This window comes from Streptomyces sp. DSM 42067 (assembly GCF_055792885.1).
On record NZ_CM147706.1, the window covers coordinates 2,557,467 to 2,581,591 of the forward strand.

21 protein-coding genes are annotated in these 24,125 nt (G+C 69.9%); 10 read left to right on the forward strand and 11 right to left on the reverse strand.

The features are described 5' to 3' along the window. Positions 1-297 precede the first annotated feature (297 nt). On the forward strand, positions 298-1,245 hold the full coding sequence (locus ACSMXV_RS12005; protein WP_473177629.1) for a carbohydrate kinase family protein: 948 nt from the start codon (positions 298-300) through the stop codon (positions 1,243-1,245). Between the two features lie 47 nt (positions 1,246-1,292). Here ACSMXV_RS12005 and ACSMXV_RS12010 read toward each other — a convergent pair whose 3' ends face one another. After that, positions 1,293-2,147, reverse strand: a complete 855-nt coding sequence (locus tag ACSMXV_RS12010; protein ID WP_473177630.1) for a helix-turn-helix domain-containing protein — start codon at positions 2,145-2,147, stop codon at positions 1,293-1,295. Between the two features lie 101 nt (positions 2,148-2,248). On the opposite strand from ACSMXV_RS12010, the gene ACSMXV_RS12015 reads away from it, so the two are divergent. Then, entirely contained in the window at positions 2,249-2,815 is a 567-nt protein-coding gene (locus tag ACSMXV_RS12015) for a YceI family protein (RefSeq protein ID WP_473177631.1), read from the forward strand. 132 nt (positions 2,816-2,947) lie between these two features. On the opposite strand, the gene uvrA is transcribed toward ACSMXV_RS12015, so the two are convergent. Further along, positions 2,948-5,950: an excinuclease ABC subunit UvrA gene (gene uvrA, locus ACSMXV_RS12020; protein ID WP_473177632.1), complete on the reverse strand. Its 3,003-nt coding sequence runs from the start codon at positions 5,948-5,950 to the stop codon at positions 2,948-2,950. A gap of 222 nt (positions 5,951-6,172) precedes the next feature. On the opposite strand from uvrA, the gene ACSMXV_RS12025 reads away from it, so the two are divergent. Together ACSMXV_RS12025 and ACSMXV_RS12030 are read left to right on the forward strand one after the other, a co-directional pair. Beyond that, the gene (locus tag ACSMXV_RS12025; protein ID WP_473177633.1) at positions 6,173-6,898 is read left to right on the forward strand and encodes a maleylpyruvate isomerase family mycothiol-dependent enzyme; all 726 of its coding nucleotides are present in this window, start codon (positions 6,173-6,175) and stop codon (positions 6,896-6,898) included. A gap of 10 nt (positions 6,899-6,908) precedes the next feature. Then, entirely contained in the window at positions 6,909-7,565 is a 657-nt protein-coding gene (locus ACSMXV_RS12030; protein WP_473177634.1) for an MBL fold metallo-hydrolase, read from the forward strand. 104 nt (positions 7,566-7,669) lie between these two features. Here the strand turns inward: ACSMXV_RS12030 and ACSMXV_RS12035 are convergent, their stop codons facing one another. The 8 genes from ACSMXV_RS12035 to ACSMXV_RS12070 all read right to left on the reverse strand — a co-directional run bounded on the left by ACSMXV_RS12035 (position 7,670) and on the right by ACSMXV_RS12070 (position 18,516). Further along, complete coding sequence (locus ACSMXV_RS12035; RefSeq protein WP_473177635.1) at positions 7,670-8,656, reverse strand: aldo/keto reductase; 987 nt, start codon at positions 8,654-8,656, stop codon at positions 7,670-7,672. A gap of 448 nt (positions 8,657-9,104) precedes the next feature. Next, complete coding sequence (gene aroQ / locus ACSMXV_RS12040) at positions 9,105-9,572, reverse strand: type II 3-dehydroquinate dehydratase (RefSeq protein WP_473177636.1); 468 nt, start codon at positions 9,570-9,572, stop codon at positions 9,105-9,107. Positions 9,573-9,727: 155 nt separating this feature from the next. Continuing rightward, positions 9,728-10,828 carry a calcium:cation antiporter gene (locus ACSMXV_RS12045; RefSeq protein ID WP_473177637.1) on the reverse strand — a complete coding sequence of 367 codons (1,101 nt, stop codon included), beginning with the start codon at positions 10,826-10,828 and terminating at the stop codon, positions 9,728-9,730. Positions 10,829-11,085: 257 nt separating this feature from the next. Then, positions 11,086-12,102: a TerC/Alx family metal homeostasis membrane protein gene (locus ACSMXV_RS12050; RefSeq protein WP_473177638.1), complete on the reverse strand. Its 1,017-nt coding sequence runs from the start codon at positions 12,100-12,102 to the stop codon at positions 11,086-11,088. Positions 12,103-12,453: 351 nt separating this feature from the next. Next, positions 12,454-14,478 carry a TerD family protein gene (locus tag ACSMXV_RS12055; RefSeq protein ID WP_473177639.1) on the reverse strand — a complete coding sequence of 675 codons (2,025 nt, stop codon included), beginning with the start codon at positions 14,476-14,478 and terminating at the stop codon, positions 12,454-12,456. A 232-nt stretch (positions 14,479-14,710) separates the two neighbouring features. Continuing rightward, positions 14,711-15,289, reverse strand: a complete 579-nt coding sequence (locus ACSMXV_RS12060; protein WP_181862174.1) for a TerD family protein — start codon at positions 15,287-15,289, stop codon at positions 14,711-14,713. Positions 15,290-15,450: 161 nt separating this feature from the next. Further along, entirely contained in the window at positions 15,451-17,607 is a 2,157-nt protein-coding gene (uvrB, locus tag ACSMXV_RS12065) for an excinuclease ABC subunit UvrB (protein WP_473177640.1), read from the reverse strand. 69 nt (positions 17,608-17,676) lie between these two features. Continuing rightward, positions 17,677-18,516, reverse strand: a complete 840-nt coding sequence (locus ACSMXV_RS12070) for an MHYT domain-containing protein (RefSeq protein WP_473177641.1) — start codon at positions 18,514-18,516, stop codon at positions 17,677-17,679. Positions 18,517-18,801: 285 nt separating this feature from the next. On the opposite strand from ACSMXV_RS12070, the gene ACSMXV_RS12075 reads away from it, so the two are divergent. From ACSMXV_RS12075 to ACSMXV_RS12095, 5 genes are all read left to right on the forward strand, one after another. Next, positions 18,802-19,674: a glycerophosphodiester phosphodiesterase gene (locus ACSMXV_RS12075; protein WP_473177642.1), complete on the forward strand. Its 873-nt coding sequence runs from the start codon at positions 18,802-18,804 to the stop codon at positions 19,672-19,674. A gap of 149 nt (positions 19,675-19,823) precedes the next feature. Then, positions 19,824-20,399 (forward strand): methylated-DNA--[protein]-cysteine S-methyltransferase, encoded by a 576-nt coding sequence (locus tag ACSMXV_RS12080; RefSeq protein ID WP_473177643.1) that lies wholly within the window; start codon positions 19,824-19,826, stop codon positions 20,397-20,399. Positions 20,400-20,564: 165 nt separating this feature from the next. Further along, complete coding sequence (locus ACSMXV_RS12085; protein WP_473177644.1) at positions 20,565-20,705, forward strand: hypothetical protein; 141 nt, start codon at positions 20,565-20,567, stop codon at positions 20,703-20,705. Next, entirely contained in the window at positions 20,702-21,964 is a 1,263-nt protein-coding gene (locus ACSMXV_RS12090; RefSeq protein WP_473177645.1) for an MFS transporter, read from the forward strand. Before ACSMXV_RS12085 ends, ACSMXV_RS12090 begins: the two co-directional genes overlap by 4 nt. 272 nt (positions 21,965-22,236) lie before the next feature. Further along, positions 22,237-22,500: a GlsB/YeaQ/YmgE family stress response membrane protein gene (locus tag ACSMXV_RS12095; RefSeq protein ID WP_181862180.1), complete on the forward strand. Its 264-nt coding sequence runs from the start codon at positions 22,237-22,239 to the stop codon at positions 22,498-22,500. Between the two features lie 81 nt (positions 22,501-22,581). Here the strand turns inward: ACSMXV_RS12095 and ACSMXV_RS12100 are convergent, their stop codons facing one another. Next, positions 22,582-23,013, reverse strand: a complete 432-nt coding sequence (locus ACSMXV_RS12100) for a VOC family protein (RefSeq protein WP_473177646.1) — start codon at positions 23,011-23,013, stop codon at positions 22,582-22,584. Positions 23,014-23,112: 99 nt separating this feature from the next. Between ACSMXV_RS12100 and ACSMXV_RS12105 the strand changes: the two genes are divergently transcribed. Continuing rightward, on the forward strand, positions 23,113-24,018 hold the full coding sequence (locus ACSMXV_RS12105; RefSeq protein WP_473177647.1) for a pseudouridine-5'-phosphate glycosidase: 906 nt from the start codon (positions 23,113-23,115) through the stop codon (positions 24,016-24,018). Positions 24,019-24,125: the final 107 nt, after the last annotated feature.

The window sequence follows — 24,125 nt, forward strand, 5'->3', positions numbered from 1 at the left end:
CCGGAAAAGGTGCCGCGCGCGGGACCACGCCATTCTGGCATCGTCCCTCGTCAGGGGCATGAAACCCGTATATAAGAGACAAATCATCGTATACCGGGTTCACGCGGGCGTTTACGCTCGGGCGCAGATGAGATACGTTCCCGCGGGCACCGCGACCGGGACGGTGAGATACGTTCCCGCGGGCACCGCAACCGGGGCGGGCGTGCCCGGCGAGGACCGGCCGAGCCCGCACCCACCACCGACCTGAGCACCTGATCACTGCGCCTCATGAGGGTGCGCCCAGAAAGGAACCGTCTCGTGATCGTCGTCGCCGGTGAGGCCCTCATCGACCTCGTCCCGCAACCGGGACGGTACGGGAGCCCCTCTCGCGTATCGCCGAATGCCGACGGCGGGCTGCCGGACCTCGCCCCGCGCCTGGGCGGCGGGCCCTACAACACCGCCGTGGCGCTGGGCCGGCTCGGCTCGCCCACGGCCTTCTGCTCCCGGGTGTCGGCCGACGCCTTCGGCGAGGCGCTGCTGGGCGGGCTGCGCGCGGCGGGGGTGGACGTGTCGTACGTGCAGCGCGGCACGGAGCCGACGACGCTGGCCGTCGCCTCGATCGGCGCGGACGGTTCGGCTGGGTACTCCTTCTACGTCGAGGGAACGGCGGACCGGCTTTTCGCCGTGCCGGACCAACTGCCGCCCGGTACGCGCGCGGTGTCGTTCGGAACGTGTTCGCTGGTCCTGGAGCCGGGCGCGACCGCGTACGAGGAGCTGATGCGGACCGCTGCCGGGCAGGGCGTGTTCACGGCACTGGACCCGAACATCCGGCCGGTGCTGATACCGGACGCGGACGCCTATCGCGCGCGGTTCCGCTCCTGGCTGCCGCACACGGGGCTGGTGAAGCTGTCGGAGGAGGACGCCGCGTGGCTCGGCGGGGCACCGAAGGAGTGGCTGGCCGCCGGCCCCGCCGCGGTCGTGCTGACCCATGGCGGCGACGGCCTCACGGTGCTGACCCGGGAGGGCGGGGAGTACGCGGTGCCGGGCGTCCCGGTCGACGTCGTCGACACGATCGGTGCGGGTGACACGGTCAACGCCGCGCTGCTGCACCGGCTCGCCGCGCACGACGCGCTGTCCGTGGAGGCCATGGCGGCGCTCGGCGAGGACGACTGGCACGACATCCTCGGCTTCGCGGCCCGGGCCGCGGCGATCACCTGCTCCCGTCCGGGAGCGCAGCCGCCGTACGCCGCCGAACTCGGCCTGTAAGTCCGGAAATGGGGATGTACGTCAGCCGTTGACGGCGCCCCTGTGGCTCAGCCGTTGACGGCGCGCAGCGCGCCGGGCCGGCGTCCGTCGAGGCGGTCGAGGGCCGCGGCCGTCGCCTCGTCGGCGGGCAGATGGACGACCATCCGCTGGCCGTCGTCGGGGAGCGCGAGCGTTTCGTACACCAGGCGCAGGGCGCCTGCTCCGGGGTGTTCGACGGTCTGTACTCCCGCGCGCCGGGGCATGACGGGCACGGCGGCGAGCCGGTCGGCGAAAGCGGCGCCTGCCGTGACCGTCAACTCGTCGGCCAGCGAGGCGACATGGGGGTCCTGCAGCGGAGCCTCGTGCCGGAGAACGGCGACCTGCTCGTCGGCCACGCGGTCCCAGTCGGGGTGTGCGGCGCGGGCGCGGGTGTCGGTGAACACGTACCGGAGCATGTTGGGGTGCTCCTCGTCGAGTACGCCGAGAGGGGCGGCGAGCCGCTGGTAGCCGGCGGTGTACGCGAGGATGTCGCCGATCCAGTTCAGCAGGACGGCGGGGGTGGGCTCCAGCCGGTCCAGCATGGCCTGCACGGTGGGCCGTACCGTGCGGGTCGGCGCCACGGCCGCCGAACAGAGCAAGGCGTCACCGCCGTTCTCCTTCGCCAGGCGCCGCAGCAGGAGCCGTTCGCTCACGGTGAGGCGCAGGGCGTCGCCAAGGGCGCCCAGGACCTGCGGGGACGGATTGCGGTCGCGGCCCTGTTCGAGCCGGGTGAGGTACTCGACGCTGATGCCGGCGAGCGTGGCCAGCTCCGAGCGCCGGAGGCCGGGCGTGCGGCGGCGGGGGCCGGTGGGCAGCCCAACCTCGGCCGGTGTGACCGCCTCACGACGGGATCGCAGGAAGGTGCCCATCTCGTTGTCGCCCACCCCGAGAACGTACCAATGCGCCGGGGGTCTGATCGTGGCCCTGTCACTACCAGTCTCAGCCCGGTCTCCCTCGGTGGTGGCGGCCCCGGCAGGTTGGAGACATGACGAATGACAACGCCACAGCCGTGAACGCCGCTCCTGCCCTGCCGCTCCCGTCCGGGAACTGGGAGCTCGATCCCCTCCACTCCGCCGTCAACTTCACCATCCGCCATCTCGGGATCTCGAAGGTACGGGGCCGCTTCGGCACCGTGGAGGCCGAGCTGTACGTCGGCGGGACGGTCGACGGGATCAAGGTCGGCGCGACCATCGATCTCGCCTCCATCGACACCGGCAACACCGACCGTGACGCACACGTCCGCTCCCCCGAACTCCTCGACGTCGAGAGCCGGCCGACGATGACGTACCGCTCGACACGGGTGTCCGGCAAGGGCGAGGAGTGGTCGATGGAGGGCGAGCTGACCATCGGCGACGTGACGCGTCCGGTGATGCTGAACGTCGAGTTCGGCGGGCTCGTGGACTCCGTCGTGGACGGGCGCAGGCACGCCGGGTTCGAGGCCACGGGCGAGATCCGGCGCAGCGACTTCGGGCTGGACTTCGGGACCGGGCTGCTCGGCGACGTGGTGAAGATCCAGCTGGACATGCAGTTCGTCGAGCCGCGGAGCGCCTGACCCCACCTGTCCGACCTGACCTGGTCGTGCGTCCGCCGCATCTCCCTGGCGCGCGCCCTCCGTATACACGCCGCGCCCCACGGGAAGTTCCTCCCGTGGGGCGCGGTCGCGCGTTGCCTGGGGTGACGCAGGTCAGGCCGTGCGGGCCTGGCTCGCCTTCTTGGCGCCGGTCTTCTTGGTCGCCTTGGTGACCGTCGCCTTCGCCGTGGCCGTGGAGTTGGCCACCACCGTCTTCCTGGCCGCCGTCTTGCGCGGTGCCTTTGTCGTCTCGGTCGACGACGCGTCGCTGATGCGGTCGGCGCCCAGGATCTCGCGCAGGAACTTGCCCGTGTGGCTCGCCGGGACCGCCGCCACCTGCTCCGGCGTGCCCTCCGCGACGACGAGACCGCCGCCGTTGCCGCCCTCCGGGCCCATGTCGACGACCCAGTCGGCCGTCTTGATCACGTCGAGGTTGTGCTCGATGACGATGACCGTGTTGCCCTTGTCGACCAGGTCGGACAGCACCGAGATCAGCTTGCTGATGTCCTCGAAGTGCAGACCGGTGGTCGGCTCGTCCAGGACGTAGACCGTGCGTCCCGTGGACCGCTTCTGCAGCTCGCTCGCGAGCTTCACGCGCTGGGCCTCACCGCCGGAGAGCGTGGGCGCGGGCTGGCCGAGACGGACGTATCCGAGGCCGACGTCGTTGAGCGTCCTGAGGTGGCGGGCGATCGCGGGCACGGCCTCGAAGAAGCCGAGGGCCTCCTCGATCGGCATGTCCAGCACCTCGGCGATGGACTTGCCCTTGTAGTGGACCTCCAGGGTCTCCCGGTTGTAGCGCGCGCCGTGGCAGACCTCGCACGGCACGTACACATCCGGCAGGAAGTTCATCTCGATCTTGATGGTGCCGTCGCCGGAGCAGTTCTCGCAGCGGCCGCCCTTGACGTTGAAGGAGAAGCGGCCCGGCAGATAGCCGCGCACCTTCGCCTCCATCGTCTCCGCGAACAGCTTGCGGACGTGGTCGAAGACGCCCGTGTACGTCGCCGGGTTCGACCGCGGCGTACGGCCGATGGGCGACTGGTCGACGTGCACCACCTTGTCGACGAGGTCGTCGCCGTCCACGCGCGTGTGCCGCCCCGGAACGCTCCGGGCGCCGTTCAGCTCACGCGCGAGATGCGTGTAGAGGATGTCGTTGACCAGCGTGGACTTGCCGGATCCTGACACGCCTGTGACGGCCGTGAGGACACTGAGCGGGAACGATACGTCGATGTCCTGCAGGTTGTTCTCGCGGGCGCCGTGCACCGTGAGCTGCCGGGTCGGGTCGACGGGCCGGCGGATGTCGGGCAGCACGATGGACTTCTTGCCGGACAGGTACTTGCCGGTCATCGACTCGTTGTTGGTCAGCAGCTCCGCGAGCGGGCCGCTGTGCACGACCTTGCCGCCGTGCTCACCGGCGCCCGGCCCGATGTCGACGACCCAGTCGGCGACCTTGATCGTGTCCTCGTCATGCTCGACGACGATGAGCGTGTTGCCCATGTCGCGCAGCCTGACCAGGGTCTCGATGAGGCGGTGGTTGTCGCGCTGGTGCAGGCCGATCGACGGCTCGTCGAGTACGTACAGCACGCCGACGAGTCCGGAGCCGATCTGGGTGGCCAGGCGGATGCGCTGGGCCTCGCCGCCGGACAGCGTCCCTGCCGCGCGGTTCAGCGACAGATAGTCGAGGCCCACGTCGACCAGGAAGCGCAGCCGCTCGTTGACCTCCTTCAGGACCCGCTCGGCGATCTTCTTGTCACGGGCGCTGAGCTTCAGCTCGCCCAGGAAGTCCGCGCAGTCGCTGATCGACATGGCCGAGACCTCGGCGATCGACTTCTCCATGATCGTGACGGCGAGCACGATCGGCTTGAGGCGCGTGCCCTCGCACGTGGGACAGGGCACCTCGCGCATATAGCCCTCGAAGCGCTCGCGGCTGGCGTCGCTCTCGGCCTCGCTGTGCCGCCGCTTCACGAAGGGGACGGCGCCCTCGAACGGGGTCGTGTACCTCCGCTCGCGCCCGTACCGGTTGCGGTACCGCACTTCGATCTGCGTCTTGTGCCCGTAGAGCACGGCCTTCTTGGCGCGCTGCGGCAGCCCCGCGAACGGGATGTCGGTACGGAATCCGAGGGCGTCGGCGAGCGCGCCGACGAGCCGCCCGAAGTAGTCCTTGGTGTGGCCGTGCGACCAGGGGTGGATGGCCCCCTCGTCGAGGGACTTGTCCTCGTCGGGGACGATCAGCTCGGGGTCGACCTCCATGCGCGTACCGATGCCGGTGCAGTCCGGGCAGGCGCCGAAGGGCGAGTTGAAGGAGAAGGAGCGGGGCTCCAGCTCTTCGAAGGACAGGTCGTCGTACGGGCAGTAGAGGTGCTCCGAGTACATGCGCTCGCGCTCGGGGTCGTCCTCGGGGAGGTCGACGAAGTCGAGCACGACCATGCCGCCGGAGAGGCCGAGGGCCGTCTCGACGGAGTCGGTCAGTCGGCGCTTGGCACCGTCCTTCACCGTGAGGCGGTCGACGACCACCTCGATGGTGTGCTTCTCCTGCTTCTTCAGCGTCGGCGGGTCGCTGAGGTGAATCGTCTCGCCATCGACGCGGGCACGGCTGTAGCCCTTCGTCTGCAGATCGCTGAAGAGGTCGACGAACTCGCCCTTGCGCTCGCGCACGAGCGGCGAGAGGACCTGGAAGCGGCTGCCCTCGGGCAGCTCGAGAACCTTGTCGACAATCGCTTGCGGCGACTGCCGCGAGATGGGGCGGCTGCACTCGGGGCAGTGCGGCTTGCCGATACGCGCGAACAGCAGGCGCAGGTAGTCGTAGACCTCGGTGATGGTGCCGACCGTCGAGCGCGGGTTGCGCGAGGTCGACTTCTGGTCGATGGAGACCGCCGGCGACAGGCCCTCGATGAAGTCGACGTCCGGCTTGTCCATCTGGCCGAGGAACTGGCGGGCGTACGAGGAGAGCGACTCGACGTACCGTCGCTGGCCCTCGGCGAAGATCGTGTCGAAGGCGAGCGACGACTTGCCCGACCCGGACAGACCCGTGAAGACGATGAGGGAGTCGCGTGGGAGGTCGAGCGAGACGTTCTTCAGGTTGTGCTCGCGCGCTCCACGGACGATGAGACGGTCGGCCACGCCGGTCCGCACCTTTCTTGAGAGAAGCGACAGGGGCGGGCCCCCGTCTCTCACAGACTAGGGGGAGCCACCGACAGCGCCGGATGGGTTTCGCTGGTTGGTAACAATCCCGGACCTTCCAGCATGCCCGACGCCGCGCTCGAGCCTATAGCACGTGCATTCGATTTTGGTCGGCGCTCTGCCACCTTCACCCGAACGTGTGGCGGGGCTATCGTCGGCCCCATGAACGATCATGTGCGCGACCTGGCGTCTGTACGTGACGCGACCGACCGGCTGCTGACCGCAGCCGCCGAACTGGACAACGCGTCCGCCGCCGAGCCGTCACGGCTTCCCGGCTGGACCCGCGGCCACGTCCTCGCCCACCTCGCCCGCAACGCGGACGCGCTCGTGAACGTCCTCGCCGGACGCCCCATGTACGCGACCGCCGAGCAGCGGGAAGCCGACATCGAGCGGGACGCCCCGCGCGGGCTGGACGAACAGCTCGCGGACGTACGCGAGAGCGCCGCCCGCTTCCAGGAGGCGTGCGCGGCGCCCGCGGACTGGTCGCGCATGGTGGAACTGCGCAATGGCGTGACGGATTTCGCCTCGCAGGTGCCGTTCCGGCGGTGGATCGAGGTCGAGCTCCACCACGTGGATCTGGGCATCGGGTACGAGCTGGAGGACCTGTCGCCGGAGTTCACCCAGCGGGAGATCGACTTCCTCGCCCAGCGGTTCCGTCACCACCCCGGGGTGCCCGCACTGCTGATCAGGCAGGACGATGGCCGCGGACTGGCCACCGGAGCCGTCGAGAGCCTCACCCTGGAGGAGATCAAGAGCGGCCGCGAGCCCCGGTTCGAGCTCACGGTCAGCGGCCGCCAGGCTGATCTCCTCGGCTGGCTCTGCGGCCGCCGCGATGGTTCGGCCCTGCACGTCGACGGCGGCCTGCTCCCCGCGCTCCCCCCGCTATAGGCTGAGCGACATGACGTACAGCGGAGCGGTGAAGGTCGGCGGACCTGCGGATGTGCACGAGTTGCAGGACCTGATGATCTCCAAGGTCGCGGTCGGCCCGATGGACAACAACGCCTATCTGCTGCGCTGCCGCGCCACGGACGAGCAGCTGCTGATCGACGCGGCCGCCGAGCCGGAGACGTTGCTGACGCTGATCGGTGACGACGGCATCGCGTCCGTCGTCACCACCCACCGCCACGGCGACCACTGGCAGGCACTGGCGCAGGTGGTGGAGGCCACGGGCGCACGCACCTACGCGGGGCGGTACGACGCGGAGGGCATCCCCGTCCCGACCGACGTGCTGGTCGAGGACGGCGACACGATCCGCGTCGGCCGCGTCGAGCTCACCGCCCGCCATCTGGTGGGCCACACCCCCGGCTCGATCGCCCTCGTCTACGACGACCCGCACGGGCACCCGCATGTGTTCACGGGCGACTGCCTGTTCCCGGGCGGCGTGGGCAACACCCGCAAGGACCCGAAGGCCTTCGCCAGCCTCCTGCACGACGTGGAGACGAAGATCTTCGAACCTCTGCCGGACGAGACGTGGGTGTACCCGGGGCACGGCAACGACACGACGCTGGGCGCGGAGCGGCCGCATCTTGGGGAGTGGCGCGCGCGAGGCTGGTGATCGCGGGCCACGTGCCCGACGCGCGTCCCGGCGCGGTCCGCACCCGTGCCCGGGGGCTCCTTCGGAGGACTGCGCACCGCCAGTGCCGGCTTTGTCGGTGAGCGCTAGTGCGCCGCGTCCAACCGGGCCCGCTGATCTTCCGTCAACTCCAGGTCCACCGCGGCCAGGTTCTCGTCCAGCTGGGCCACCGACGACGCCCCGGCCAGCGGGATCACCGGCAGTCGGCCGCCTGTCTGCCAGGCCAGCACGACCTGGTTGACCGTCGCCCCGGTCTCCTTCGCGACCTCGCGCAGTACCGCGAGCCGAGCCGGGGTCCCCGGGTGGTCGAAGTCCGGCGGCAGCGGCTTGTCCTGCCTGACGTAGGCGCCGGTGAGCAGCGGCGAGTAGGCGACCAGCGTCAGGCCGGGCTCGGCCTTCAGGTAGCTCAGCAGCTCGGCACCGGCATTGCCGAGGTTGCCCTCCGGGAAGAGCGGCTGCAGCACGTCTGTACGTGGCCGGAGGTGGCTGTGCTGATATTGCAGGACCTCGTAGCCGGGCAGCCCGGCCGCCGCCGCTAGGGCGCGCGCCCGCTCGACGCGCCAGATCGCGTGGTTGCTCACCCCCAGCAGCCCGACCGTCCCCTCGGCCACCAGCTCGGCGAAGCCCTCGACGGTGTCGCGCAGCGGAACGGTCCGGTCCTCGATGTGCGCGTAGAGCAGGTCGATCTTCTCCACCCCGAGCCGGTCCCGGCTGCGCTCGGCGGACTCACGGATCACCTTCGGGGACAGCCCCTCGGGGTTGTCTATGTAGCCGGTACCGGGCGCGAGCGGACGCGCCCCCAGCTTGGTGGCGATGATCATCTCGTCGCCGATGCCGCGGCTGCGCCGCCAGCGTCCGAGCAGCTCCTCGCTCTGCCCGCCCTGACTGTCGTCGATCCAGAAGGCGTAGTTGTCGGAGGTGTCGATGAACGTCCCGCCGGCCTCGACATAGCGGTCCAGGATGGCGAAGGACGTCTTCTCGTCGGTAACGGAACCGAAGAGCATCGCGCCGAGTGCGAGCACGCTCACCTCGCGGCGGGTCTTCGGATCGGTTCCTATGGTGCGGTATTTCACGGCGTCCCCTCCCGTTCGGGCCCGTCGTACCGGGCTATGAACGGGAGTCTGCGACTTGGAGCGCACGCGAAGGCAAGGCCTTTCGGGCTCACGGACGGAAACGGACGGATTCTGCTGGCGGCTCGGCAGGTAGGGGGACAGTCAAGGGAGAGCAGGTGGGCTGGCTCAGGGGCCGCAACAGACCCGTCGACACAGCGCGTTCACACGGCCGCAACGCCCGTTCCAGCGGATCAGGTCTGCTGTCTGGACGCCGAGGGCTTCTTGAGCGCAGCACGGCCGACGAGGTCTGCGGCGACCCGCAGCAGGAGCGCAGAGACGGTTCCTGCGGCGGATCGTCGGGGCGGGCCGGCTGTGACGCCACGCGGGCGGGTGCGACGCCTCGCGGGCGGGTGCGACGCAGACACCGCTGCGGTCGTGTCCGAACCGCGGTGCCGTGCACCCGCCGCCGCTACGCCTCGCGCTGAGCTACCAGCGCGGCCACCCGCTCGACAGCGAAGGCGTACCCCTGGACGCCGCATCCCGCGATGACGCCGTCCGCGCGCAGCGAGACGTACGAGTGGTGCCGGAACTCCTCGCGCTGGTGGATGTTGGAGATGTGGACCTCCAACACCGGCATACCGTCACAGGTGTTGAGGGCATCCAGGATCGCCACGGAGGTGTGGGAGTAGGCTGCCGGGTTGATCACGATGCCGACGTGGTTCTGGCGGGCCTCGTGGATCCAGTCGACCAACTCGCCCTCGTGGTTCGACTGACGGAAGTCGACGGTGCCGCCGTGCGCGGCCGCCGCCTTGGCGCAGAGTGCCTCGACGTCCGTGAGGGTGTCCGAACCGTAGATCTCCGGCTGCCGCTGGCCGAGGAGGTTCAGGTTGGGCCCGTTGAGGATCATGACGGGGGCGCTGGCGAGGGTGCGGGGCACGGGTCCTCCTGTGTCCGATGGGCGGCCGCGTTCGGCCTGGGCCTGCGGCTGCGTCCTGCGGCTGCGTTCGGTGCTGTCGAGACCGGTCTATCACGGTGCTCACGGGCCGCCACGCGCGGATGGAGCGCCGCCTGCCCCATGGCTGATCGCAAGCCCTAAGGCGTGATCGCCAGCTCCAAGTACGCCGCGAACAGCACCAAGTGGACACCGCCCTGCAGCGGGGTCGCGCGGCCCGGCACAACGGTGAGGATGCTGACCCCGATCGTGAGGGCGAGCAGCACCAGGTGGACGGAGCCGAGACCCAGGACGAGCGGCCCCGACAGCCACAAGGAGGCGAGCGCCACGGCGGGAATGGTCAGCCCGATGCTGGCCATGGCCGATCCCAGGGCCAGGTTCAGACTGGTCTGCACCCGGTTGCGGCGGGCGGCACGCAATGCGGCGATGGTCTCGGGCAGCAGCACGAGCAGCGCGATGATGACGCCGACCACGGCGTGCGGCATTCCGGCTGCCTCCACGCCGGACTCGATCGTCGGTGACACGCCCTTCGCGAGGCCGACGACGCCGACCAGTGCACAGGCCAGGAGAAGAAGGCTGATGACGGCGATCCGCGCGGACGGGGCTTCCGCGTGCTGGTCCGCGTCGATCACCTCGCCCTTCCTGGTCAAGGGAAGGAAGTAGTCGCGGTGCCGGATCGTCTGCGTGGCCACGAACAGCCCGTAGAGCACCACCGAGGCGACCGCTGCGAAGACGAGTTGGGCCGTGGAGAACTCAGGACCCGGCTTGCTCGTCGTGAAGGTGGGCAGCGCCAGGCTGAGGGTGGCCAGCGTGGCCACGGTCGCGAGGGCGGCACCCGTTCCCTCCGGGTTGAACACCGCCACGCGATGGCGCAGCGCACCCACCAGCAGGGTCAGGCCGACGATGCCGTTGCAGGTGATCATCACGGCGGCGAAGACGGTGTCCCGGGCGAGCGTGGCGCTCTTGGCGCCGCCGTCCGCCATGAGCGCGACGATCAGCGCGACCTCGATGACCGTCACCGCAACGGCGAGTACCAGTGAGCCGAAGGGTTCGCCGACGCGGTGTGCGACGACCTCGGCGTGGTGCACCGCGGCGAGCACCGCGGCGGCGAGCACCAGCGTCATGAGTACGACGACGGCTCCGGGAACGGAGCGTCCCCAGGTGGCGACCAGCAGCAGCAGTGCGAACAAAGGCATGACGGTCGTCCAGTGCGCCGTCAGTTCCCGGAGCCGTACGATCATGATCTCGATGCTTTCAGACGAGTACAGATGGTGCATTACAGGCGTGAGCGGCGAGCTGCGGGCGCTTTGCTGCCGAACGCCCGCCGCCGAGTGCCTTCCTGCCTGCTGGGGGCTTTCCGCCGCCGGCTGACAGCGCGATGGCCGTTGGGCGCGGTCACGCACGCCGCCGCGGCCGGTGACACCGTCGGCGGCTGATTCCTCAGCCGCCGACGATCTCGGGCGTAATCGCCCGCACCCGCTGTCTTCCGCAGCTGCCGTCAGCTGCCGACGCTGTTCTTCGACGTCTCCCCCGCTGCTTCGGCGACCTCCGCCGCCTCCGCGGACTCGGCCGCGGCCTGCTTCCTGGTCGCCATCAGGCTGGTGATGGTCGTGACGATCAGGACGGTGCAGATGACACCGAGCGAGACCGGTATGGAGATCTCCGGGACGTGCAGGCCCGACTCGTGCAGGGCGTGCAGCACCAGCTTGACGCCGATGAAGCCGAGGATGACCGACAGTCCGTAGCTGAGGTGGACCAGCTTCTTGAGCAACCCGCCGATCAGGAAGTACAGCTGCCGCAGACCCATCAGCGCGAAGGCGTTGGCGGTGAAGACGATGTACGGGTCCTCGGTCAGACCGAAGATCGCGGGGATCGAGTCCAGCGCGAAGAGCACATCCGTGGTGCCGATCGCCAGCATCACGACGAGCATCGGCGTCATGACGCGCTTGCCGTTCTGCTCGATCCACAGCTTGGTGCCGTGGTAGCGGTCGGCCACGCCGAAGCGCTTCTCGGCGGCCTTGAGCAGCCGGTTCTCCTCGTACTCCTCGTCCTCCTCGTCGGCCCTGGCCTCCTGGATCAGCTTCCAGGCGGTGTAGATCAGGAACGCGCCGAATATGTAGAAGACCCACGAGAAGCTCGCGATGATCGCGGCACCTGCTGCGATGAAGATTGCGCGCAGCACCAGGGCGATCAGCACACCGACGAGCAGCACGCGCTGCTGGTACTGCGACGGCACCGCGAACTTCGCCATGATCAGGACGAAGACGAAGAGGTTGTCGACACTCAGCGACTTCTCGGTGATGAAGCCCGCGAAGAACTCTCCGGCGGGCTGACCGCCCCCGAAGACCAGCAGGCCGAGCCCGAACAGGGCCGCCAGGGCGATCCAGACGACGGTCCAGATCCCGGCTTCCTTGATCGATACGTCATGGGGCTTGCGGCCGATGAAGAAGTCGACCGCGATCAGGGCACTCAGGCCCAGGATCGTGAGGACCCATAGGGTCAGGGAAACATCCACTGCGCCTCCGGCAGTACGTAACGTCATTTCTCAGCGCGTCGCTGCCGGAGGTCTCTTCCACCCAGGAGGCATGTGGTCGCGCATGATGCGCGTGCGCCTCGGGCCGGCGCCCCGGGACCTGGCCTGGTCCGTATTGACGGGTACGCCGCAGTAGGAGTACTCCCCTCCGCGAGAGCTAACAGTACTTGATTTACCAAGAAAAGGTAAAGGGTGAGGTAAAGCACACACCAAATCTGCAGGTCAGAGGCGTGCTTACCGCACTTGGGATACCAGGCCTGCGCAGGCAGGGACGACCGCCGGTGCGGCACGTCGGTCCTCAGCGGGTTCTCAGAAGTGGGCCCTCAGGACCCCTCAGCGGTTCCACGGCCGACGGGCGGCAGCGACCTGGTTCAGCACGTGGTGCAGTACCTGACTGCCGGGCGGGACGAGCGGCGGTTCGTACGTCCATGCGTGACCGACCCACGGGTCGGCCAGGTGATCGTCGGGCACCGGCGTCAGGCGCAGCAGCGACCGCCACAGAGGGTCGAGCAACGGACCGTACGCCGCGGCGTCCTCGCGGTCGGCCACCAGCATCAGATGGACACCGACGTCCGGGCCCTCGTCCGCGAGGTAGCGCAGCTGGGTCACGGCGCGGTCGTCGAAGGCGCCCGGGAAGTCGTTGACGATCAGCAGCTGCTGCGCGGTGTCCAGGTCCGGCGGCAGTGCGTCCGTGGCGCCGCTGCGGATCGCCATCTGCACGAGGTCCACGCGCTGGGTGAGCTTGGCGAACACACCGGAGACGCCCGCCGCACCAACGGCCGGCGGTCCATCGAGGACACCGGCCGCCACGAGAGGGGCGAGCGGACCGGCACCGGAGCCGGCGGCGTCGATGACGTGCACGGTGAACTCGCCCGCCGGATACGCGGCGATCAGGCGTGCGGCGTGGGCGACGGCCGCGTCCATGGCGAGACGGCGCAGCTGCCCGGAGTCGGCGAACGAGGTGGTGGCCGAAGAGGACCGGCCGCTGTCGATCCACAGGCCGCGCTCCAGCGGCAGCCGGACGAGCATCGGGATCCGAAGATCGGTGCGCTCGGGCAGATGGAGGTCGCCCAGGCGCAGGGCCATAGGTATCTCCGTCGGCGCGCGGTAGGCATGCCAGACCGGGTTGTCCCAGCGGGCGTAGGCGGGGGGCAGGGCCGGCTCGACGACGTCGGCCTCGGCCCGGAGCTGGGCGATGTCCCGGTCGAGTACTTCCCGTGCCTGGTCCACAAGTTGGGCGTGCTTGGCCCGGGCGGCCTCCCGCGCCGCGTCACCGGCGCCGCCGATGCGGCTGCGCGGATCGGAGAGGACCTTGTCGAGCTCCTGCTCCATGCGGGAGTCGGCGAAGTCGACGGCGCTGCGGTAGGCGGCAGCCGTGCGGGCGAGGTCCTCGAACATGCCCCACACCTGGTTGTAGAGCCGCTCCTCCATGGACCAGCCTGTGGCGTCGCCCGCGACCGGCTGGGCGGACTGCCCGGGTCCGGCCGGAGTCGCGGTGGGCGGTGGCGGCGGAGGCGCGGTGGTCTGGCGGCGCGGATGCGTGTAGTTGACGGGCCCGCCGGAAGAGGGTGCACCGCCGCCACCCGGTGCGGGCTGGGCGCCGGAGGCTGCGGATTCCGGATCCATGGGGCTCGCCGACCCGGCGGACAGTGCCGCACCGGGAGAGCCAGCGGAAGGCTCAGCCATGCCGGGTCCCCCCTGCCCACCCGATCCTCCTGCTCCAGTCGCCCCTGCGCCAGGCGATGCCGTACGCACCCGGGTCTCGTCCGACGGGCGCGGCGGCGGCGCCGCGACCGAGCGGGCGAGGCCCTGCGTCACCGCATCGTTGATCGCTTGCGCGAGCTGCCCAGCCGCTCCCGTGAGGCCCTGATCGGACAGCAGCTCGGCGAGGCCGCCCGCGTACCCCTGGCCGATGGCGCGTACCTTCCAGGCGCCGTGCCGACGGTAGAGCTCCAGGGCGACCACGGCGGACTCGGCGTCCAGTCCCGTGATGGTGTAGCTGGCGACCTCGCTGCCGTCGAGTCCGGTGACCGCGACGAAGGGAGCGGCGACGGCGCCGAAGCAGACCGGTCCTCCGACACCCACGGGCAGCGCGAGCAGCACACTGACCCGGTGCACTGACTCGGGCAGCACGCCCAGGTCCACCGCGAGACGATGGTCGGCCGCGGCCTGCTTGGAGACCTCGAGCCCGGGCAGAGTCGGTGATCCGGGATGGACCACCCATTCCGCGCCCTGCACCCTGCCCTGCTCGTCGCTGAGCGTGGCACCCGCCACGACCGGCTTGCCGGCCGATACCCGGATTTCCAGACGGGTCTGGGTGAGGGGGTGGTTCTGCCCCCGGACCAGCTCGGCCGTCATCGCCTTCGTCCCCCTCTTCGAGCAGCCAGGGCTGCTCAAGGCTGCGTACTGTCCGTACTGGTGGGCTGGTGGTGTTGGCGCCGCGAGGCCGTCGCGCGCCAGTGCACGGCCGTGCGAACGCGGATGCTCCAGCTCGTGGTGTGCGAGCTGGAGATCCCGCGCCGGTGGGTGCTCACCTGGTGGTGCGCGTGTGCGTGCCGCCGGTGCTCGTGCGGGTGGTGCCCGCCGTGGACTACAGGTGCGGCAGGATCGACGGCATCAGGTCCTGGAAGGTACGGCCGTTGGCCGCCGTGCCCAGGGCGGTCATCTGCCATCCCGAGCCGGCGCGGTGCACCTTCGCCATGATCTGTGCCGTGTACGCGCCGCCGCCGTCGAGCGTGTAGCGAGCGAGCTCCTGGCCGTTGGTCTCGTCGACCAGGCGACAGAACGCGTTCTGCACCTCCTGGAACGTCTGACCCGTGAACGAGTTCACGGTGAAGACGATCTGGTCGATGTGGACCGGAAGGCGCTGCAGGTCGACGAGGATCGCCTCGTCGTCCCCGCCCTGACCCACACCGCCGACGAGGTTGTCACCGGTGTGTCGCACGGAGCCGTCGTCGCTGACGAGGTGGCGGAAGAACACGACGTCCACCGGCTGCTTGTCCGCGAACAGCACGGCCGAGGCGTCAAGGTCGATCTCCCGGGTGCGCGTACCGAACAGTCCGCGCCTCGGGGCCGCCTGCCAGCCGAGACCCATACGTACCGCGGTCAGGGTGCCCCCGTCGTTCTTCTGCAGACTGATGGCCTGACCCTTGGTCATGTTGACCGTCACGTGCTGTTCCCCTCTCGAACTCTCCCCTGAACCGCTCTCAGTGCGGTTGCCGAGCACCCTATGCAGGGCCACTGACAGTGCCGCACACGGGGCAGCACTTTGTGTCGGTCTTGCAACACTCCCGGTGGTCACAGCGGGACCCGCAGGATCGGCACGTCAGGTCAGGCCAGGCCCGCCTCCTTCATCTGCCGCAGCTCCTTCTTCATCTCCGACACCTCGTCACGCAGCCTCGCCGCAATCTCGAACTGCAGATCGGCGGCAGCGGCACGCATCCGCTCGGTCAACTCCTCGATCTGGCCGGAGAGTTCGGCCGCCGGGCGGTCGGTGGGCACGGTCTCCTTCGCCTTGCCCTTGGCGGACTTGGCCGGCTTGGCGCCCTTGCCGGCCTCGGCCGCCGCACCGCCGCGCGAGGGCACCGGCACCTTGCCGCCCTTGCCGTCCTTCGCCTGGCGGTACCCCGTGCCCAGCAGCTGCTCGGTGTCGACCTCCTCCCGCGCGATGGTCGCGACGATGTCGTTGATCTTCTTGCGGAGCGGCTGCGGGTCGATGCCCTTCTCCTTGTTGTACGCGATCTGCTTCTCCCGGCGGCGGTTGGTCTCCTCGATGGCCTTCTCCATCGCCGGGGTGATCTTGTCGGCGTACATATGGACCTGGCCGGAGACGTTGCGCGCCGCGCGGCCGATGGTCTGGATCAGCGAGGTCCCCGAGCGCAGGAAGCCCTCCTTGTCGGCGTCGAGGATCGACACCAGGGACACCTCGGGGAGGTCGAGGCCCTCACGCAGCAGGTTGATGCCGACCAGCACGTCGAACTCGCCGGACCGCAGTTCGCGAAGGAGTTCGACGCGGCGCAGGGTGTCGACGTCGCTGTGCAGATAGCGGACCTGGATGCCCAGTTCCAGGAAGTAGTCCGTGAGGTCCTCGGCCATCTTCTTGGTGAGCGTGGTGACCAGCACGCGCTCGTCCTTCTCGGTGCGCTTCCGGATCTCGTGCACCAGGTCGTCGATCTGTCCCTGGGTGGGCTTGACCACGACCTGAGGGTCGACCAGGCCCGTGGGCCGGATGATCTGCTCGACGTGGCCGTCCCCGCGCGAGAGTTCGTACTGACCAGGGGTCGCCGAGAGATAGACGGTCTGCCCGATGCGTTCCTGGAACTCCTCCCACTTCAGCGGGCGGTTGTCCAGGGCGGACGGCAGCCGGAATCCGTGCTCGACGAGGGTGCGCTTGCGGGAGGCGTCGCCCTCGTACATGGCGCCGATCTGCGGGACCGTGACGTGCGACTCGTCGATGACGAGCAGGAAGTCGTCCGGGAAGTAGTCGAGGAGGGTGTTGGGCGGGGAGCCGGGCTCGCGGTCGTCGAAGTGCATCGAGTAGTTCTCGACGCCGGAGCAGGAACCGATCTGGCGGAGCATCTCCAGGTCGTAGGTGGTGCGCATGCGCAGCCGCTGGGCCTCCAGGAGCTTGCCCTGCTTCTCCAGCTCGGCGAGGCGTTCCTCGAGTTCCTTCTCGATGCCGTTGACGGCCTTTTCCATGCGCTCCGGGCCCGCCACATAGTGGGAGGCCGGGAAGACGTAGAGCTGCTCGTCGTCGCTGATGACCTCGCCGGTCAGCGGATGCAGGGTGGAGAGCGCCTCGATCTCGTCGCCGAACATCTCGATACGGACGGCCAGTTCCTCGTAGACCGGGAAGATCTCGATGGTGTCGCCGCGGACTCGGAAGGTGCCCCGGGCGAACGCCACATCGTTGCGCGTGTACTGGATGTCGACGAAGCGGCGCAGCAGCTCGTCCCGGTCGATCTCGTCGCCGACCTTGAGCGGCACCATCCGGTCCACGTACTCCTGGGGAGTACCGAGGCCGTAGATGCAGGAAACCGAGGCGACCACGATGACGTCGCGGCGCGTCAGCAGCGAGTTCGTCGCGGAGTGGCGCAGGCGCTCGACCTCCTCGTTGATCGAGGAGTCCTTCTCGATGTAGGTGTCCGACTGCGGGACGTACGCCTCGGGCTGGTAGTAGTCGTAGTACGAGACGAAGTACTCGACGGCGTTGTTGGGCAGCAGCTCGCGGAACTCGTTCGCCAGCTGGGCGGCCAGCGTCTTGTTCGGCGCCATCACGAGTGTGGGGCGCTGGAGCTTCTCGATCATCCACGCGGTGGTCGCGGACTTGCCGGTGCCGGTCGCACCAAGCAGGACGACGTCCTTCTCACCTGCGCTGATGCGCCGCTCCAGCTCGGCGATGGCCGTCGGCTGGTCGCCGCTGGGCTGGTAGGGGCTGACGACCTCGAAGGGCGCCACCGTGCGTTCGATCTTGGATACGGGCCGCATGGAATCCACCGTACGACCCCCCACTGACAACGGGGGAGAGTCAGCAGATTTGTGCAGGTCAGGGACTGGTCACCAGCTCTGCGGGGTGCGGGGGCGGCCGGGGCGCGGCGGACGGTGGCCGGCGCCCGCAGCCGTGCGGGGTGCGGAGACCGGCGCACCGGTGGCGCCCTGCCAGGCGGGCCTGCCCATCACCAGCAGCGGGTCGAGCATCACGACCGCGCCGGCCACGACGAGGATGACCAGCGGGCCGATCATCATGGGCGCAAGCAGCTCGGCGGGCGAGTGGTCGACCGGAGATCCGGTCGACCCGTGCACCTGGACACGGAGGGCCGCCATACCGGTGTAGTGCATGCCGCTGACGGCGAGGCCCATGACGAGGCTCGCGCCCAGGCTCCACCGGAATCCCCTGACCTGGCCGGCGGCCCACAGGGACGCGGTGGCGGCCGCCATGGCGATCACCACGGAGACGGCGACCATGACGGTGTTGTACTCCAGCTCTCCGGGCAGACGCATTCCGGCCATTCCCAGGTAGTGCATCGACGCGACGCCCAGCCCTGTGATGGTGCCCCCGGTGAAGAGGGCCGCGCCCTTCGCGCCCCGGTAGCCGACGATGAAGATCCCGATGCCGACCATGACGACAGCGATGCCCAGGCTCGCGAAGGTCGTGAGCGTGTCGTAGTGGATCGGGATCCCTCTGACGGTGAAGCCCATCATCGCGACGAAGTGCATGGTCCAGATTCCGGCCCCGATCGCCGCCGAGCCGAGGGCGAGCCAGCCGGGCCGCCAGGACCGCGTGCGGAGCGCCCTGGTCGTACACCGCAGACCAAGCGCGCCACCAAGACAGGCCATCAGATAGGCCACCACCGGGGTGACGAGTCCATAGCTGAATCCGTCGACCGTGCCCTGCATGCGCAACCCTTCCACCCTTTATGCCCTGCGATCTCTGTGCGGCCCCTGCCCCATGGTCGCCTGAGCGGGCGTACTTGAGGCAGAGAGTATGGCCCGCCCGGAATGGGCGAGCGATTTTCCTGCAAAGAATTGGTAGCCATCGCGCGCGTGCGGGGCGCACAACCGGCGTCGGGCGCCTTTGTTCAACGCCTGGCCATCCTGCACCTGTCTTCCGTTGCTCCTCTGCTGTCACGCTCGAGCAGTCCGTGATCTCAGTCCGTGAACTGACGAATGCGAGGAGTACACGTGTACGCACGCCCTGCCGCAGCAACCGCCGCCGCGCTCCTGGGAGTCAGCGCACTCATCCTCCCCACAGCCTCCGCTCACGCCGCCGAGCACGATGAACCGCTGGTCATAGCCCACCGCGGCGCCTCCGCCTACGCCCCCGAGAACACTCTCGCAGCCGTCGACCGTGCGGCCGACATGGGGTTCCGCTGGGTCGAGAACGACGTTCAGCGCACTAGGGACGGCGAGCTCGTGGTGATCCACGACGACAACCTGAAGCGGACGACGAACGTCGAGGAGGTCTTCCCCGACCGTGCCCCGTGGAAGGTCGCGGACTTCACCGCGGCCGAGATCGCCCGGCTCGACGCCGGCAGCTGGTTCGGCCCCGAGTACGCCGGCGCGCGCGTGCCGACGCTCAAGCAGTACATGAACCGGGTCTCGCATCACCACCAGAAGCTCGTTCTGGAGATCAAGAAGCCGGAGCTGTACGCGGGCATCGAGCAGCAGACCCTGCGTGTGCTGGACAACGAGGGCTGGCTCGACCGTACCCACGTCGGCAGCAAGCTCGTCATCCAGAGCTTCAGCGCGCAGAGCGTCCAGACGGTGCACGCACTGCGGCCCGACATCAAGACGGGCTTCCTCGGCACGCCGGCGGCCGCGGACCTGCCGAAGTACGCCGAGTTCGCCGACCAGATCAACTCCACGCACACCTCGATATCCGCCGACTACGTGTCCGCGATCCACGCCCTCGAGGGACCGCACGGCAAGCCGCTGGAGATCTTCACCTGGACCGTCGACAGCGCGGCGAACGCACGGCGAGCCGCGGGCTTCGGTGTGGACGGCATCATCACGAACGCCCCTGACGTCGTCCGCAGGGCCGTGGCCGAGGGCTGAGTCCGGCCCCTGCCGACTGCCATCAGGCCGGTCCCGGGGACGGCGGTGCGCGGGGTGCGGGCGGTGCAATGCCCGTCCGCACCTGTCCGCAGCCCTGGGCCACGATCCGTGCCGGGCCGTTGTCAGTGCCGGGTCGTACGGTGGTCCGCATGAACAGCGATGGGCAGTGCGAGCAGCAAGAGGGGCAGTCCGGGCAGCAGGTCGTATGGACCGTCGTCGGCACCGACATCGGGCCGCTGCTGCTGGCCGCGACCGAGGACGGCCTGGTCAACGTCGTCTTCCACGCCTCGGACGCGGTGCGGGACAAAGCGGTCGAGCGGCTCGCCGCGCGTCTCGGCACCGAGCCGGCCGAGGCTCCCGACTCGCCGCTGCTGGCCGAGCCCATACGTCAGCTCGCCGCGTACTTCGCCGGTGCACGGCACGATTTCGACCTTCCGCTGGACTGGACCCTGGCCTCCGGCTTCAACCGCCAGGTCCTGCGAGAACTGGCGGCAGCCGTGCCGTACGGCGCGGTCGTGGGCTATGGCGACCTGGCCGCCCGGGTGGGCCAGCCTGGCGCGGCACAGGCGGTCGGGATGGCCATGGGTGCCAATCCGCTGCCCGTCGTCGTGCCGTGCCACCGGGTGGTGGAGAGCGACGGCGGCATCGGCGGGTTCGGCGGCGGCCTGGAGACCAAGCGGCAGCTCCTCGCCCTGGAGGGCGTGCTGCCCCAGCCGCTGTTCTGAGCCGGATGCGATGCTCCGATCACCTTCCGACCGCTACGGGGGGGCGCCGCCGCCCTGCCGTGGACGCCTCAGCCCTGCCGCCCCGCTCCTGGGGTGGAGTGAGCCCTGAGCGATATGCGCGACATCCGGGGTCCGGATGTCAGTGCGGGCTGACACACTGCGCCGGTGACCTCTTCCTCATCCACCGTGCTCGAGCCGGGTGCCTACGCCCGGCGGCTGCCGATCCGGATGCGGCTGCCGCTGCCCGCCGGACCTGTCTCCGCAGCCGCGCTCGGCTCGACGGCCGACCGGGGGTACGTGCGATGAGCGCCACAGAGCGGCGGGACGCCGCCGCGTCCATCGCACCGGACGCGATGGCCGCCCTGCGGCGCCGAATATCCGTGGTACTGATCGCCAGTCAGATACTCGGCGGGCTGGGCGTTGCCACCGGCATCGCCCTGGCCGCCGTACTGGCCCAGCAGGTCAGCGGCACCGAGGCGCTGGCCGGGCTCGCGCCCACGGCCACCGTCGCGGGCACGGCGCTGCTGTCGGTGCCGCTGGCCGCGCTGATGACCGCCCGCGGCCGCCGGCCCGGTCTGGTACTGGCTTATGTGATCGGGGCGCTGGGCGCGGGAATCGTCGTCGTGGCTGCGGTCGTGGGGAGCTTTCCGCTCCTCCTGGTGGGCATGGCGGGGTTCGGTGCCGCCTCGTCCGCGAATCTGCAGGCGCGGTTCGCGGCCGCGGATCTGGCGGAGCCCCAGCGGCGGGCCCGGGCCATCGCGAATGTCGTGTGGGCGACGACGATCGGGGCAGTCCTCGGCCCGAACATCGCGGCGCCCGCGGGGGCCAGCGCCTCCGGACTCGGCATACCCCCGGCAGCGGGCCCCTTCCTCTGGGCTGCCGGCGTCTTCCTGGTCGCGGCGGTGCTGGTGCTGGTCCTGCTGCGCCCCGACCCGCTGCTGACCGCCCGCGCCCTCTCCCCCGCCGATGAGCAGTCCCCCGAAGGCCGCTCCATCCGGGCGGGAATCGCCGCGGTCGCCGCCTCGCCACGCGCCCGGCTGGCACTGGCGACGGTCGCCGTCTCCCACACCGCCATGGTCGCGATCATGTCGATGACCCCGGTGGACCTGGGCCATCACGGCGCGAGCATCGACCTCATCGGTCTGGTCATCAGTGTCCACATCGCGGGCATGTACGCGTTCTCGCCGGTGATGGGGCGGCTCTCGGACCGGTTCGGCCGGCTCTCCGTGATCGGGCTGTCCGTCGGGCTTCTGGCCTGCGCGGCGCTGGTCGCGGGCACCGCGGGAGGCAGCCATGCGCAGAGCACCGCGGGCCTGTTTCTGCTGGGGCTCGGCTGGTCGGCAGGCCTGGTCTCCGGTTCCGCGCTGCTCACCGACTCCGTCCCGGGGCCGGCGCGGGCCGCTGCGCAGGGCGTTTCGGACCTGACGATGAACACGGCGGCGGGCCTCGGGGGCGCGGCAGCCGGTCTCGTGGTCGCGCAGGCAAGCTACGGCTGGCTCAACCTGATCGCCGCTGGCCTCCTGCTGCCGCTCGCCGCGCTCGCCCTGTTCACCCGCGCTCGCTGAGCTGTCCTAGGCGCACAACGCTGAACGATCGAGGAGCGTCATTCACCGCCGAGCCGGGAAGCGCGCCCGCCGCAGTACCGGGAAACGCTGTCGTGCTCCCGCAGTACCGGGAAACGCTGTCGTGCTCCCGCACACTCGGACTGGAACCCGCTCCAGGGGGAAGGCAGTTGGTGAACGCACCGGGCACGGGAAGGCGTGGCGGGAGCAGGACGTGAGCCTGATGCCGCCCGCTCGCCGCAATGCAGCCGGATCGCAGAGGGAGTCGTGGGGACATGGAGATCTCCGGCATCATCAGCGCGATAGTGATCGGCATCGTCATCGGCGCTCTCGGGCGCCTCGTGCTGCCCGGCCGGCAGCGGATCGGCATCCTGTTGACGATCCTGGTGGGCATCGTGGCCGCGCTGCTCGGCTCGGCCATCGCAGCCGGGCTCGGAGTGGCCGACACCGATGGTGTCGACTGGGCCGAGTGGCTGATTCAGATCGGCCTGGCGGCGCTCGGGGTCGCGATGCTCGACCGCGGACGCGTTCGCCGCTGACACCCTGCGGTGGCCCAAGGGGCCGCCGGCCCAACGGCACGGCGGCCTGGCGGCACGATGACCCCGGCCGCGCCCCCTGCGTCATGCCGAGTCGTAGTGCCGGGCCTCGAAGATGTTGCCGTCCGGGTCACGGAAGTAGAAACTGCGCCGGGCGTTTCCACGGGCGCCGAACGCGCCGTGGGAGAACTCCGACACGGGAGTGCCGCGCTCCTCCAGCCGGGCGTGCAGGGCGTCGAAGTCGTCTCCAGACAGGGAGATACAGACGTGGTTCACCGGGTGCCCGGCGCTGTCAGCCGCGCCCGGAACTGCGTTCATCCGCTCGGCAAGGGACAGTGGGGCCAGGTCGAAGATGGTCTCCTCGTTGAGCCTGACGGACGGGAAGGAGACCTTTCCCTCGGCGAATTCCGGAAGTCGCACCGGTGTCAGGCCCACCACCTTCTCGTAGAACTCCGCCGAGGCGAGGGGATCGCTCACCCACAGGACGACATGGTCGAGGCGCGCGGTGTCTGTCATGCCCCCAGGCTGCTGCGGTCTCCTCCGCCGCACAAGGGTTTGACCGGGCGCCGCGGCTGCCAGGGATGAGGGGGAGTCCGACAGGCAGGAGGCAGGCGCGTGCTGGTGGTGTCCGAGGAAGTACGGGAGGCGGTCGCGGCACGGCGGCCGGTCGTGGCGCTGGAGTCCACGATCATCGCGCACGGGCTGCCCCGCCCGCGCAATCTGCAGGTGGCGCTGGAGCTCGAGGCGGTCGTGCGTACGGAGGGCGCTGTTCCCGCGACGATCGCGGTGCTGGACGGGCGGCCCCATGTGGGCCTGGACAAAGAACAGCTGGAGCGGATCGCGAACGAGGGCGGCATCCGCAAACTGGGACACCGGGATCTCGCCCTCGCGGTCGCCGCTGGGGCGAGCGGGGCGACGACCGTGTCGGCGACGGCGCTGCTCGCCGCGCGCGCGGGAGTACGGGTGTTCGCGACGGGCGGGCTCGGCGGGGTGCATCGCCAGTGGACGGTGACCCAGGACGAATCGGCCGACCTGGGGCTGCTGGCGCGTACCCGTATCACGGTGGTGTGCGCGGGCGTGAAGTCGATCCTGGACGTGGCAGCGACGCTCCAGCGCCTCGAGACCCTGGGTGTGGCGGTGGCAGGGTACGGCACGGCGCGCTTCCCCGGCTTCTATCTGTCCGACTCGGGGCATCCGGTCGAGTGGACGCTGAACTCGCCCGCCGAGGTCGCGGACGTGATGCGCGCCCAGGACACGCTCGGCGGCCCCGAGTCGGCCCTGATCGTCGCCAACCCCGTGCCCGAGACCGAACAACTCGATCCCGCACTGCACGCGCGCGTGCTCGCCGAGGCGTTGCGGGCCTGCGACGAGCAGCACGTCACGGGACAGGCGGTCACGCCGTTCCTGCTGGACTATCTGGTGCGGCACACCGACGGTGCCTCCCTGCGCGCCAATCTGTCGGCAGTGCGCGGCAACGTACGGCTGGCGGCACGCATCGCGGCGGCCTGGTCCCCGGCGTGACGGCAACCGATCACAACGCGGCCGGCGTGACGGCCGCAGACACCGGTGCGCCGGGGGTGTCGAGAGCGCCGAGTGCGCTGGAAACGCGGGGCGCGCCGCGGGGATCC